Origin of the sequence: Fenollaria massiliensis (assembly GCF_000312505.2) — a bacterium.
GTDB classification, from domain to species: Bacteria; Bacillota; Clostridia; order Tissierellales; family Peptoniphilaceae; genus Fenollaria; species Fenollaria massiliensis.
Genome location: NZ_HG326228.1, coordinates 1 through 13,461, shown reverse-complemented (window position 1 = coordinate 13,461; position 13,461 = coordinate 1). Strand labels below are relative to the sequence as shown.

Annotated in this window: 11 protein-coding genes and 2 pseudogenes; 3 read left to right on the top strand and 10 right to left on the bottom strand. The window is 38.0% G+C overall.

The features are described from left to right. Position 1: 1 nt before the first annotated feature. Together BN30_RS07035 and BN30_RS07030 are read right to left on the bottom strand one after the other, a co-directional pair. Positions 2–1,912: an ABC transporter ATP-binding protein gene (locus tag BN30_RS07035; RefSeq protein ID WP_019214798.1), complete on the bottom strand. Its 1,911-nt coding sequence runs from the start codon at positions 1,910–1,912 to the stop codon at positions 2–4. 51 nt (positions 1,913–1,963) lie between these two features. Next, entirely contained in the window at positions 1,964–2,569 is a 606-nt protein-coding gene (locus BN30_RS07030) for a TetR/AcrR family transcriptional regulator (RefSeq protein WP_019214797.1), read from the bottom strand. A 208-nt stretch (positions 2,570–2,777) separates the two neighbouring features. Here BN30_RS07030 and BN30_RS09350 point away from each other — a divergent pair. Next, positions 2,778–3,096, top strand: a pseudogene (locus tag BN30_RS09350) (transposase); the annotation flags it as partial. Between the two features lie 142 nt (positions 3,097–3,238). Here BN30_RS09350 and BN30_RS10420 read toward each other — a convergent pair. The 6 genes from BN30_RS10420 to BN30_RS06995 are packed head-to-tail and all read right to left on the bottom strand — an operon-like array spanning position 3,239 to position 9,991. Beyond that, entirely contained in the window at positions 3,239–3,718 is a 480-nt protein-coding gene (locus BN30_RS10420) for an MATE family efflux transporter (RefSeq protein ID WP_019214796.1), read from the bottom strand. An 11-nt stretch (positions 3,719–3,729) separates the two neighbouring features. Beyond that, on the bottom strand, positions 3,730–5,439 hold the full coding sequence (locus tag BN30_RS07015) for an ABC transporter ATP-binding protein (protein ID WP_019214795.1): 1,710 nt from the start codon (positions 5,437–5,439) through the stop codon (positions 3,730–3,732). Next, the gene (locus BN30_RS07010; protein WP_019214794.1) at positions 5,439–7,196 is read right to left on the bottom strand and encodes an ABC transporter ATP-binding protein; all 1,758 of its coding nucleotides are present in this window, start codon (positions 7,194–7,196) and stop codon (positions 5,439–5,441) included. The genes BN30_RS07015 and BN30_RS07010 overlap by 1 nt, the downstream gene beginning before the upstream one ends. Position 7,197: 1 nt before the next feature. Beyond that, positions 7,198–8,667 (bottom strand): ABC transporter ATP-binding protein, encoded by a 1,470-nt coding sequence (locus tag BN30_RS07005; RefSeq protein ID WP_008901340.1) that lies wholly within the window; start codon positions 8,665–8,667, stop codon positions 7,198–7,200. Then, a complete protein-coding gene (locus BN30_RS07000) occupies positions 8,664–9,395 on the bottom strand; it encodes an energy-coupling factor transporter transmembrane component T (protein WP_051149417.1) in 732 nt (243 codons plus the stop codon). Before BN30_RS07000 ends, BN30_RS07005 begins: the two co-directional genes overlap by 4 nt. Beyond that, complete coding sequence (locus BN30_RS06995) at positions 9,392–9,991, bottom strand: MptD family putative ECF transporter S component (protein ID WP_019214792.1); 600 nt, start codon at positions 9,989–9,991, stop codon at positions 9,392–9,394. Before BN30_RS06995 ends, BN30_RS07000 begins: the two co-directional genes overlap by 4 nt. A gap of 185 nt (positions 9,992–10,176) precedes the next feature. On the opposite strand from BN30_RS06995, the gene BN30_RS06990 reads away from it, so the two are divergent. After that, complete coding sequence (locus tag BN30_RS06990; protein WP_019214791.1) at positions 10,177–11,187, top strand: helix-turn-helix domain-containing protein; 1,011 nt, start codon at positions 10,177–10,179, stop codon at positions 11,185–11,187. 208 nt (positions 11,188–11,395) lie between these two features. On the opposite strand, the gene BN30_RS06985 is transcribed toward BN30_RS06990, so the two are convergent. Then, a complete protein-coding gene (locus tag BN30_RS06985; RefSeq protein ID WP_019214790.1) occupies positions 11,396–12,319 on the bottom strand; it encodes a helix-turn-helix domain-containing protein in 924 nt (307 codons plus the stop codon). A 352-nt stretch (positions 12,320–12,671) separates the two neighbouring features. Between BN30_RS06985 and BN30_RS06980 the strand changes: the two genes are divergently transcribed. After that, positions 12,672–13,067, top strand: coding sequence for a plasmid mobilization protein (locus tag BN30_RS06980; RefSeq protein ID WP_019214789.1), 396 nt, complete (start codon positions 12,672–12,674; stop codon positions 13,065–13,067). Positions 13,068–13,083: 16 nt separating this feature from the next. On the opposite strand, the pseudogene BN30_RS09345 reads toward BN30_RS06980, so the two are convergent. Further along, a pseudogene (locus BN30_RS09345) lies at positions 13,084–13,410 on the bottom strand (ClbS/DfsB family four-helix bundle protein); the annotation flags it as partial. Between the last annotated feature and the right edge of the window lie 51 nt (positions 13,411–13,461).

The window sequence follows — 13,461 nt, the reverse complement described above, 5'->3', positions numbered from 1 at the left end:
CTTATTCCTCCCCTAAATATTGTTTCCACAGGCTTGCATAAAGTGGCTCTTCCATCAGTTCTTCATGTTTACCCTTGGCTATAATTTGACCTTTATCGATTAGAATTATTTGGTGTGCCTGCTTGATTGTATTTAACCTATGAGCAACCATCACAAGATTTTTCCCCTTTACTAGATTCGATATTGCTTCTTGGATGAGAGCTTCATTTTCAGGATCGGCATAAGCTGTCGCCTCATCCAAAATAATGGTTGATGCAGGTTTTAAAATTGCTCTGGCAAGAGTTATTCTCTGTCTTTCACCGCCCGACATTGCTCCTCCTGCTTCTCCTGCTTTTGTATCATACCCTTTAGGAAGTGCCATAATAAAGTCATGGCAATAAGCAGCTTTTGCTGCCGCAATAATTTCATCTTCGGATGCATTAGGCTTTCCAAGACGAATATTATCTCTAATACTTACATCGAAAAGAAAATTATCTTGTGAAACGTAAGAAATCTCTTCAGCAAGCTGTTTAAATGAAATATTCTTTGTATCAACATTACCAATGGAAATTTTACCCGATGACTGATCCCAAAATCCTGCTAAAAGCTTTGCAATTGTAGATTTTCCACCACCTGAAGGCCCGACAAGCGCAGTCACTTCTCCGGGGCTTGTTTCAAAAGAAATATTATGCAATACCTCGGTTCCGTCATGATAAGAAAAACTTACCTTATCAAATTTTATTCCCTTGCCCCTATCTATAGTAACTTTATTTTCTGCATCAGGACGTTTTTGATCAGGCATATCAAGCAATTCTTGTATGGATACCCAAGTATTGGAAGCCATCTGAAAAAGTTCAAAGCTCATCATGATTGCAAAAGCTTGTGGAAGGATAGCAATTGGCAGAATAAGTGATAAAAGCAATGTTTCAATGCCTATTTGCCCGTTCCCATATAAATAGAAAGCTAAAGGTAAGCTCACTATCTGTGGTGTCATCATTGCAGCCGTCATAAGTGCTTTGCCAAACCAACTTTGCTTCCACCATTTCATCGTTGAAAAATGATAGAATTTTACCGCATCTGCAAACTTTCCATACGAAACTTTGTCTTGTGCAAATGCTTTGATTACAGGAATTCCACGAACATACTCCGCACTTCTGTCGGCAACATTAGCATAACTTGATAGCCACACCGCCATTCTGCTACGGTATTTATACATCATTGTAATCATCGCTAAAAAAACAATTGGTAGCGGCACAAATATTGATAATCCTATACGCCAATCTAAATAAAACAAAATAACTGTGCAGAGTATCGGATGCAAAAGCCTGCTAGGTAGCTCAGGCATCAAATGGGCTACCCAGTCTTCCATATCTGCTACTCGATCCATGATAATTACCTTAATTTTACCTACAGGATTATCCACCAAGTACCCCATTGGAATTACCTTTAATTTTTCAAACAAAGTCTGTCTAAGTTTTGCAAGTATGGAAAAAGAGGTTTTATGTGAAATGATTGTACTGAATCCTGTAAATATAAAGTAAAGGAGCAGTGATCCTATTGCAAAAAAAGCATATTTCATTAACGCATGAAAGCCGACTGGATTACCCCCGGCATTTTTTATAAGCCATCCTGCTGCATAAGCACTAAAAAAATAGGTAGAAAAACTAAAAAGCTCTCCAATGCAGGCAAAAATAACAGAAATTCGCATCCTACCCTTATACTCAGGTGCTACACTCATAAGTGCTTTATTTAAACCACCCATACTGATTTTAGGTTTTTTTTCGCTTTGCTCTACATCACTTTCGATTCGCTGCATAATCTCATCAGGAACATCCAAGTTTAAACTCTCTACCTCTTTTATTAAATTTTTATTTTGCTTGAGTTTCTTGCTGTCCGAAGCAGAGCAAATCAACTCATCATTTTTTTTCTTCATTAACTCATCTCCTTTTCAGTTAGCTTATACTAACTATTAGTTTAAAAAAAATTACCTTATTTTACCTTTTTCATAACTATCAATAAACAGCTTTATTATTTCTATAAAAAACTCTCTATTATTTATAAAGCTATCCCTTGCCCCATCTAAGATTTCACAACCTAGTATAACTGTATTCATAAAAAATATTAAAAAGTCATTTGTGAGATATTCGCACCCATCTTTCTTTGCAACTTTAACTCCTATATATGCAGCCTTTAAGGATTCTTCGACCAAAATTGGGAACAAATTCTTTAGGTCATCATTGTTTTTCGTAGCCTGAAGATATATGGCATATACGCTCATGAGTTCACTTTCATCAAGTACTTTATCGACAATCATATGTGCTACAGCGTTAGCATCTAGCTCTCCCGAATACTCTGCCAGAACTTCATTAATCTTGTCGACTCGATAAGCCATACCTTCTCGCATTAAATCATGTAATATCTCAACTTTATTTTTGTAATGGTAATACACACCTCCTCGAGAAAGCGAGGTTTCAACAATAATATCTTCCATTACCGTGTCAGCAAAACCCTTCCTTAAAAAAACCTTTTTAGCTGCATTTAATATTTCTTTTTTTCTGATTTGACTGGCTTTCTGTTTTTTCCCTTCCAAAATATATACCTCTCTTTGTAAACAAAACTGACAAAACTGTCAGTTTTATTGTAGCATAATTTTAAGTTAGTGTCAACTAATTTTTTCGGAATACACTTTATAGTGATTTGTAATATGAAATGCAACAAATAAATAAAATAATCCATGGCTAATCTGATAAAGTGTTACTAACCACAAAAACACAAAGTAGAAGCCATGGATTAAGTATGATGAGAATCCCACGGTCCATTCAGATTGTGGATGTCACTACCGTTGGCCGAGTTGGATTCAGCGTATGGATGAGGCGGGCCTTACTCGCTCCATGTCTAAAAAAGGCTGTACTGGCGACAATGCTGCTTGTGAAGGCTTTTTTTGGAAGACTAAAAAAAGAGATGTTTTACAATAAGGATTGGCCAGGAGTCAACATATTTGAATTCATGCAGGAGCTTAATGATTATATTTCTAGGTATAATGAAGAGCGTATTAAAACGTCATTGGGAAATCTTAGTCCTGTAGAGTATAGGAGAAAACTTGGATTTGCTGCATAAAAACTGTCCAAATTTTTGTCCGCACCCCCGTACCTTTTTTAAATTTTATTCGTTTATTTCACCAGCAATATCTATATATTCTTTTAATTTTCGTTGTAATAAATTCTTGTCTATCAATTTTAGACAATTCATCTTCACCTATTTATATATCCAAATGGTGCTCTGTATTAAGTTTGGATAATAGAGTTACCGTCTCAACATGTGCTGTAATCGTTGCAAGGGCAGCACCTTCAATGGCGTATTCACCCATAACTGTCATTAAAATCGGATCAAGAATGATATTCAGTAAAGCTCCAAGTCCCATTATCATCATGGCTTTTTTCATTAGACCTTCGCCACGCATAACCATGTTTGCGGACTGTGTAAAATTTACAAAGAGGGAACCGATAAAGATTACTCTTAGGTATCTGATACCATAATCTTTGATCTCGGTCAGGTGCAGGAAATAATCGCTGTCCATCGTGAGAAAGCCACCGTCCCGCAGGGTTGCTACTGCATGGCACACACTGGGCTTTGACACCTCCATGTGCCGAGCCACATCTACGGAGCGTACCATACCGAATTTCTTTTGAAGAACAAGAATGGTTTCCAGATAGTCCTCCCCGGACGCATGAAGTTTCATTAAGACCTCCCTTATGCAGATAATTTCTGTTCGGCGTTCCACATGGCCGTATACTTTCCGCCTTTAGCCAGCAATTCATCGTGAGTACCGGCTTCAGCAATCTTTCCGCCAGATACCACAAGGATTTGATCTGCATTTTTGACGATGGAAAGGGTATGAGCAATCATTACCACAGTCTTTTTCTCTTTCAGCAGATTGGCGATGGCCTGCTTTACTGCCAGTTCGTTCTCGATGTCAAGGGACGCCGTTGCTTCATCCAAAAGCAGGATCGGGCTGTTTTTCAGGATAGCGCGGGCGATTGAAATTCGCTGACGCTCACCACCCGAGAGAAGGTTTCCGTTTTCGCCGGTCGGCGTATCGTATCCCTTTTCCATCCTGCGGATGAAGCCGTCACAATTAGCCTCCCGGCAGGCAGCCTCGATTTCCTCGTCCGTGGCATTGGGGCGGGCGTGCCGGATATTCTCACGAATGGTATCATCAAAGAGAAATACATCCTGATCTACCATCGAAATTTGTTCCAACACACGCTCAGCGGATATATGACTGATTGGCTTACCGCCGATACGGATTTCGCCGCCAGTCGGCTCATAGTATTTGGCGATCAGGTTCAAGATGGTGGATTTACCGGAACCGGAATCACCAACAATTGCAGTCAATTTCTGATTTGGAACTATAAAGGAAGTTTCCTTCAAAACTGCTTCGCCAGGAATATAGGAGAAGTCCACATTATCAAAAACAATCTCATAATTCTTAACTGTGAACGGTTCTGTACTGCCGTTTTCTTCTGGCTCATGGATTACTTTTAAAATATTGTTTTTTGAAATCACAAGGTTTTTGTAGCTAAACAAATCTACTGAAATTGCCCCGATTAGCTTTGCCAGCAACATAGGGAGCATACATAAAAGCAGAAAATCAATCGTCTGAATTTCTCCTGCCATCCACGGAGAAATCCCAATAAACATAATAAAAGGAACCATAAGCCAGTTAATAATGTTAAAAGCAAAGTTTATGGGAATACCATGCGCTTCATATTCAAAGCTGACCTGACTGAACAATTGCATTGCTTCTGTGGTTGCCTTATTTTTTGTGCCAGCCACGCCGTATGCACGAAACGTCTGAATACCTTCTATATATTCCACAATGCTGCTTACTGTTTCAGATGAAACCTTATTTTTTCTGGTTCCATACTTTTTTACCGTTCGGAAAGAAAGCCACATTTCAGGAATCAGCATGGAAGTAGAAAGCAAAAGAATCCCTCCTGCGGGCAGATACAAATAACAGATAAATACAATAACCATAACGGCCAGAGCAATATTTTTGGTCAAGTTACTTACCTTGTGTGTCAATATTTGTTCATAACTATTTACATCGCATGTCATTGTATTTACATATTGCCCCACCTGCCCATGTGTGAAGCGAAAGAGAGGAATCCTCTTAAATTTATCTCCAAGGAAAAGGCGAAGATTTTTTGAAACGGCAGCCCCGCCGATCTGGTTCTGTGTATAACCTATACTGTAAATAAGCACTCGCAAAGCATAGACTACGCACAGAACTCCTGTGATCGTTAAGATGTCTGTTGTAGTTGTTTTCTTGCCGAGCAGAATCTGAATGACTAGGTAAATCGTCATATAACTGCATCCAGAAAGAAAACCTTCAATAACCGTGAATATCACGCCTATATTAAAGTGGATATTTTTATGCAATGGCCCTGTTTCTTTCATTATGCTTCATCTCCTTTCCCGCCATAGACGATTTTTCTTGAAGCATTGTAATCGCTCCATGCCTTTCTATAATAATTATTTCTGGAAAGGACTTCTTCATGGGTGCCTGCATCAGTTATCGTGTGATTTTCAACAATTGCCACTTTATCACACATTTTAACTGCACCCAAACGATGTGCGACAATCAAAACGGTTTTCCCTTTGCAAAGATTCTCAATTGCCCGATCTATTTCCAACTGATTTTCGGGATCGGCTGCACTTGTGGCTTCATCTAATATCAGAATAGGAGCATTTTTTAAAATAGCTCTTGCAATCGCTATCCTTTGTTTTTCTCCGCCAGAGAAACGGGAGCCAAAACTGCCTACTTTCGTATCATATCTATCTGGCAAAGACATGATGAAATCGTCAATCTGTGCCTCTTTTGCGGCTGCCCTCACTTCTTCCAGAGTTGCGTTACTGCCCATACGGATATTCTCCAAAACACTGTCGCGGGTCAAAAACGTCTTTTGAAATACAATGGATATGTTTTGAAGCAATTTTTCATAGTTTATGTTTTTTACATTTATACCGCCGATTAATACCTGACCTTCCTGCACATCGTAAAATCGGGAGATCAGCTCAATGACTGTGCTTTTACCAGCACCGGAAACACCAATCAGAGCTATTTTCTCTCCTTCAGCTACATACAAACTGCAATTCTCCAGAACATTCTTTTTCCCATCATATGAAAAGGAAATGTTTTTAACGGCAATATCACAATGTGTAGGAAAATCCCCATCGCTTTCATAAACAGGCAACTCCAGTATTTCCTTTGTCTTAGTAACTCCATTCAATGCCTGTGCAAAGGTTGTTCCTAACTGCTGAAGTGGAAGTAGCTCAGTTAAATATAGAGAACCAACATAAGCGAAAAGCAAAAACACACTGGAAGTGATAGAATTTCTTAAAAACAGCATTCCACCAATAGGAACCAAAAGAACCATTCCACATTCCAGAATAATAATAAAAATTGCAAAGGGAGGTCCCATTTTACGCGAGATCAAATTCCATACTCTGTTTTCCTCTTTAATGGCATCCGAGAATTTTTTGAACGATTTACTTCCCATATTATAGGCTTTAATTAACCGCATTCCGCGAATGTACTCAATCATAATCGAATTAAATGCAATAAGAGATTGGTTTGAATCATGCATGATACTTGACATACCCTTAAAAAGATGTATCATAACAATTCCTGCAATCGGAAGGGGAATCAAAGAAATTATCGCTAATGGAATGTTTACTGTCATTAAATAAATAAAAATGACTATCGGACCTGTGAGATAACTTACCAACTCTGGAATATTATGAGCAAGGCATAGTTCCAGTTTTTCAATATCCTCATTTAAAACAGTTTTGATTTCTCCCGTGCTATGATCATCCAGTACGCCTAACGGAACTTTTGCCAAATGTTCCACTATCATACAACGTACACGATATAATGCACCATAAGCTCCTTTATGAGAAAGAACGCCTGAACAAGCCAAAGTAATCATACGCAGGATAGTTGTTGCAGAAATCAGTACGATATTATTCACCAATAACCGTTGTGTTATATTTTCGGATAAAATCGCATCCATAAGGTTATAAATGCCAATATACGGCCCTATTACAAATAAGCCGCTTGCAAAAGCACAGGCGACGGACGCAAAAAGATACCGTTTACTTTTCCCCGACCATGACAAAAGAAGTCTTATTGGGTTTTCTTGTTTCTGCTCCATATCACTTTTTCTCCCCCTGTTCCATAAGTGCATAAATTCTTTCCTTGTTTTCTATACAAACGGGAATATCATCTGCCAAAACGTGACAATCAAAGCGAATCAGACGCGAGCATGTTTGGCAGACAAATTCATAATCGTGAGTGACAACAAATATGACTTTATTTTTTGCAAGGTCCTGAATCAATTTGCTAACTTGCTCCATGCTGTCATAATCAAGACCCGAAGTTGGTTCATCAAAAACCACCACTTCCTTACCGCATATCATACTAACGGCTACAGCAACCCGCTGCTTTTGTCCTCCGGAAAGTGTGTTCGGATGCCGTTTACGGACAGAAAGAAGGTCCAAATCATCTAATGCTCTTTTCACCAGCGCAGGATCAGTGTATCTGATTCCAAACGTACATTCAGCTTCTACACTATCTGCAAACAATTCGTAGTTAACATCCTGCATAACCATAAAAGATCGCTTCATGCGTTCCTTTTCATTTTGTGCATTGCCTTGCCACAAGAATTTCCCTGTGGATCCTTTATGCAACCCACATAAAGCACGAAGGAATGTCGTTTTCCCAGCTCCATTGCATCCGACAACGCCAATGATTTCACCTTTAGAAGCCTGCATTGAGATGTGACTGATAATCATCTGCTTTTTGTAAAATAGTGATACATCTTGTATTTCCAGTACAGGTTTTTGAATTGGAACATTGGCAACAACTGGATACACAGTTTCTAACGCCACAGCGCGCAGCCCCATATTCTTTCTTTCAACATCCGAGAGCTTTCTGAGTTCTGCTGACGTCCAAATTGCCTGGATTTCCCCTTCTGACAAATATACAATGCGATCTGCTATATCAAGAAGATAATAAAGGCGGTGTTCAGCAATTAAAATTGTTTTTCCCGCTTTTTTCAGAAGCTGCAAATATTTTTTTAAGTCCGCTATTGAGGCCATATCCAAGTTAGAAGACGGCTCATCCAACAAGTAAATATCCGGGTCCATTGCATACACAGACGCAAAGGCAACTTTTTGTTTTTCGCCCCCGGATAATTCAAATATATTTCGTCCCTGCAAATGACGGATATGTAAGACATCAAGAGTATTTCCAAGTCTACGATGCAATTCCTCCGGTGGGACAGCCGCGTTTTCTATTCCAAATGCGATTTCACTGTCCACATCTACATTAAAGAACTGGGTCCTCGGATTTTGAAATACAGATCCGATTTTTTCAGCAAGTTGATATGTAGGTGTTTCAAAAACCTTCAGGTCATCCACTTGTACATCGCCATTTAACTCGCCAGGGAAATAATTAGGGATAAGTCCATTAATCAATTTTGTAATTGTTGTCTTACCACACCCAGAACGACCGCAAAGCAAAACGCATTCTCCTGTTTCTACAAATAGGTCAATATGTTTTACTCCGATTTCGGAAGCGGTTGTCCCTGCATAGGCAAAGCCAACATTTTTGAATTGGATCATACCGCACCTCCAATCTCACCTGCGTTCAACGCCAAAAGAAACAAGAAACAAATGATTACCAAAATATCCTGTATTCTAAATTTGATTTGTATCAGACAGGTCCGTGAATGAGGATTTTCAATGCCTCTTGTTACAGATGCAATTGCAAGTTCATCAGCTGCCTTGGACGCAGTCATTAAAAGCGGGACATACAAACACTCAATTGTCATCCCAGGGTGATGAATAAAACCCTTAAACGAAAGTGGTACATCTCTTAAACGCATACCGTCTTTGATATAGTGCCAATCTTCTTGAATTGTCGGAATATATCGCAACATAACTGCCAACGGAATGTATATTCTTTTAGAAACATGTGCTTTATTCATTGCTGTCAGAAATTCATTTACACTCGTTGTGGACAGTATGATTCCAGCGAGCATTGCACAAGGATACACTTTGTAGAAAAGCCCCATCCATGCGACAAACATCGTATATACAACACCCGTTTCAAGAGAGAGAACGTAAAGGGTCAGTAAATAAAATAAAGCAAAAAAGATCAGATGGCATAAAGAGCGTTTGGCTTTCCCGCATGTGCATCCAAAAAGTGTGATGAATAACACTAATAGCCATACATGCCGCAACGATGGAGCCATCGTTGCGGCAAATACAGTGATTGCAAGTAACAAGATTTTTGTACGTGGATCAAACGTACACAATCCACTATGAATTTTTGTGTACTGTATATTCACGCTGTGATACCCGCTTTTTCAAACTGTTTCTTTAATAGCTTGCTTCCAACAAAACCGCTGAGCAAAGCAATCACTATTGTTCCGATCAACATTGTTACAAGTACAATCCAACTGGTAGATGCAAGCATACTATCAAGATATTCCTGTGTCGTTCCTTTTTCCAGCATAGTATTTACCCATGTTTGCGGGTTAATAAAATATGCAATATATGTGCCAGTTCCACCCAAGCAAAAGAATACATACGAAAGAATATTCATTTTTTTGCTTTTATAATTTGCAGTGTGTGCGACAATTTCTGCAAGTACTCCACCAATTAAATAGCCGATTGTCATTCCAATGTGCATACCTGTTACAAAGCAAAAGATTGCCATAAGCGCACTTGCAATAAAAATGGGGCCTTTCTTTGGTACTTTCGCAACCATAAGCAAATACACTGGACCAGCAAGAAGAGCAGCACCGACAGGATAGTAGAAAGTGAGTGCTGGCATCATCGCAAACACACCACCGCTAAGGCTGATACAGATAAAGATAATTGCGGAAAAGACACCTGCTACGATAAGTTCTTTGACAGAAAGACCGGATTTCGTGTTAGACATTTTTTGTTCCTCCATTTTGATATATTCCACATTTGACTTTTTAAAATCAATGTGGTAAGATTTGATTAGTTCCAGCTAACCGCTGTATAAAATTATACATGAACTGATTTGCTTTCGCAACACATTCAGCCCATTGTCGTCCGATGTGTCTGAAAGTATGTCTAATGTGTCTGAGGAGGATGATTATGTCTGATATTGCTGCTCAATTCAATACTATGTTGATAAAAAGTGGTTTTCAGAAAATGCCACCAAATGGAAAATTTAGCTCTATTGGAAACTTTTATTGTTTGCCTGAATCATTTGGAGAGGGAATTTATTGGATATACGGTGAAAAAAACCTATTTAATATCAAAATACATGATTTCTATTTTTACGAGGATGAATTTTTCGATCAGGAAAGCCTAAACTGGCCGGAGAGCCTAAGCATCACCTATTACGAATCTGTATCTGGTGAAGAAATCATGCCTTACCGGCGCCTTACCGCGGGATGTATAAAAACATTCTTTGGAGGCCAGCACCCATACAAGGCAATTTTTCATAAAAACATACCAATTCGGACGATTGGTATAGAGATTATGCCTGCTTACTATGAAAAGTATCTAAAAGAAGCATTTCCAGATGAATATATAAATCCAGATGAAGCATTTCGCGAGATTGATCAAGCAAATGATTTCCCTGAAATGGTTTCTCTGTTACGCAAAATCTGGAATTATAATGGAGATGGAATGGCCGCAAAACTATTCTTCCAAAGTAAAGTTTTCGAGGCAGTAGCTTTGATTGTCGAACATAACAAAAAGAGTCCAGAAAGAGGGAAAGTCCGTATTTCATCACAGGATATAAAATCTCTTGAAAATGTCGCTGCGTATATCAACGATCATTACAACAGAAAAATTCTTTTAGATAAACTAGCGCGCATTGCCTGCATGGGAACAACAAAGTTGAAAATTACATTTAAGCAGGTCTATTGCTGCACCATTACGGAATATATTCAACAGCGGCGTTTATCTCAGGGAGAAAATCTCCTTTGCTCCACCGATTTTTCAATTGAGCAAATTGCTCTGGCTGTTGGATATAGTAATGCTGGTCGTTTTTCAAGAGACTTCAAAAAAAGTACTGGTCTATATCCTTCTGAATATCGGAAGTGGGCACAGCAAAAAAAAATCAATAAAAACGATGTAACAAATCATTCTGTTTAGAGAAGTTCCTCTATAAACTATTGAAATATCATCTTCTTTCTCTTGTGCTTAGCAGAGCAGAAGGAAAATATTTCGACATATTCGAAAATCCCCTTGCTTTTTTCTACATAATAGCAATCATGTTTAGTTGGGCAAGAAGCGAGCGTCAGGGAATTTTTCTCTGGCGCTCATTTTATGGCACCGAATAGGAATGATAAAATCCCCCAGTTCAACTGGGGGGGGCAATAATGCCCTCTTTAGAGAGCCACCACCGGAGATAGGCCCTTATAGTGCCTATCTCCGGTGGTGGCTCTCCAAAATGTTTTTTAAAAGCTGAAGAAAACTTGCCTTGATTTAAGTATCCTGCTAAATCCGCTATTTCTCCGATAGACATACTTGACTTATGAATTAGTAACTCTGCTGCCGCTTCAAGACAAGTTTTTTTAATGAAACTGCCTATTGAATTTCCGGTTATATAAGCAAAACATCTTTTAAGACTTGATTCAGAAATTGCATATTTTTTTGCCAGTTCAGAAATAGAATATCTGTCAAAAGGATTTTCCATAAGAGCTTTGAAGCATTCTTGAGTTGCTTCGTACACAGGCTCAGAAAAGGATGGAAGTTTATGTGTGTCTTTACTTTCAACTAAACTCAGAAATAGTAATAGTTCTATTGTTTTAATTATTGAATATGGAAGCTGTATCCTCTCATCAACCCTATATAATTCACCAATAATATGATTGATTTCATGACGAGAGCGGATAATTAACGCCGCCCCATTTTTGCACACCTTATCCCGCATTTCAAACAAATCTATATTTCCATATGGAAAATATTTTGAAATGGACTTTTGTGCTATACTCATATCAATAAAAAGAGAAAGCCCTACATATTTTTTCATGGGAATACAAGAGTTTTCAAACGGTACTTTCCCAAGTTCTAAAACACTTAAATCTCCTTTCCCAATAAATGCGCGTTCATTATTTTCCAGCTTAAATTCATAGCACCCTTCAAGCAAATCATAACAACGCATTTCTCCTGTACCCGTTTCGTTTCTAAAACGATAAACTTTCGCATTATCAACATTTTTCTTCTCCGAAAAAATATACCCATTGTAGGCGTTTTCGATAATACTCTTTCTATTTAACTCCATACCTTTTGTCTCGCTTCTTGATAATTTTTTGCTATTTATTTTACTATTATACCATAAATATGAGCCTCCCTCTTCCCATCTCTTGTTAAATTTGATATACTGTTCTGAAAATATGCTTAATGCTTGCTATCTTAATCGTTCTTTTGTAGCAAGCACAGTAAGTGAGTACCCACTTACGAAAAATTAATGGAGCAGACCTTTACGGAATGCTCCATTTTTTTTAATTTTTGCCTTGTACCCTCGCCTAATAGTTTCATCAATTCGAGCAAACTCTCATTGGAAACTATTGGCTGGGGCAAACTTTTAGGGAGAACCCTAAGACCCCTAAATATATTTTATAAAGGAGAATAAAATGGCAAATAGATTTAGAAATGAAAGAATAGAAATAAAACTAACTAAGGAAGAAAAAGAAGTTTTTGAAAAGAAAATGAAACTTGCAAATTGCAAAACTATGTCCCACTTTCTTAGAAAGTGTGTATCAGAAAAAGAGATTTATGTTGTAGATTTAGAACCATTTAGAAACCTACAATGGCTACTTTCAAATGCAACAAATAACATAAACCAGATTGCAAAGCGAGTAAATTCCACTGGTGTTATCTATAAAGATGACATAAATGATATAAAAAATGAGATTGAACATTTCTCAAAAGAGCTATGGCAGATACATTCACTGCTTCTTAACAGAACTTCCGGAGACGATAGTTTTTCTTCTATCGCCTTTGGTAACCATTTTTATGAAATTTTTTAAAGTTAAAAAATATAATTTATAATACTATCTTTTTCCATTTTCTAATTTTAGTTCTGAAAGTTCCAAAAGGTGCAACCGTATTTACATGAATAAACTTATACACTTCCCAAGTCGCTGTTTTAGTCGCTTCATCAGCCCACTTTCTCATATGCGGTTCAAATAATTCTTCCTCACTCAACGAATCAATCATTGCATAGATAGAATTAATATTTTCATTTAATTTTGCTTTCAACTCTTGCAGAGATAAATGAGCGTAGGTATCCGTGAACCACTGATATAATTCACCAAGTTGATTCCATTTAAATTTATCCGATGGTGTTTTTACTTGAAGCCCCTTTCTTTCGGTTTATTCTAGTATAGAGAAGCAGCTCTTTCCCCTACCATACAATATCTG

Excerpts from the sequence above, each read along its gene's own strand:
- BN30_RS06980 (WP_019214789.1), top strand. The coding sequence starts at position 12,672 with ATGGCAAATAGATTTAGAAATGAAAGAATAGAAATAAAACTAACTAAG.
- BN30_RS07010 (WP_019214794.1), bottom strand. The coding sequence starts at position 7,196 with ATGGAGCAGAAACAAGAAAACCCAATAAGACTTCTTTTGTCATGGTCG.
- BN30_RS07015 (WP_019214795.1), bottom strand. The coding sequence starts at position 5,439 with ATGAAAGAAACAGGGCCATTGCATAAAAATATCCACTTTAATATAGGC.
- BN30_RS06985 (WP_019214790.1), bottom strand. The coding sequence starts at position 12,319 with ATGGAGTTAAATAGAAAGAGTATTATCGAAAACGCCTACAATGGGTAT.
- BN30_RS06995 (WP_019214792.1), bottom strand. The coding sequence starts at position 9,991 with ATGTCTAACACGAAATCCGGTCTTTCTGTCAAAGAACTTATCGTAGCA.
- BN30_RS07035 (WP_019214798.1), bottom strand. The coding sequence starts at position 1,912 with ATGAAGAAAAAAAATGATGAGTTGATTTGCTCTGCTTCGGACAGCAAG.
- BN30_RS10420 (WP_019214796.1), bottom strand. The coding sequence starts at position 3,718 with ATGAAACTTCATGCGTCCGGGGAGGACTATCTGGAAACCATTCTTGTT.
- BN30_RS07005 (WP_008901340.1), bottom strand. The coding sequence starts at position 8,667 with ATGATCCAATTCAAAAATGTTGGCTTTGCCTATGCAGGGACAACCGCT.
- BN30_RS06990 (WP_019214791.1), top strand. The coding sequence starts at position 10,177 with ATGTCTGATATTGCTGCTCAATTCAATACTATGTTGATAAAAAGTGGT.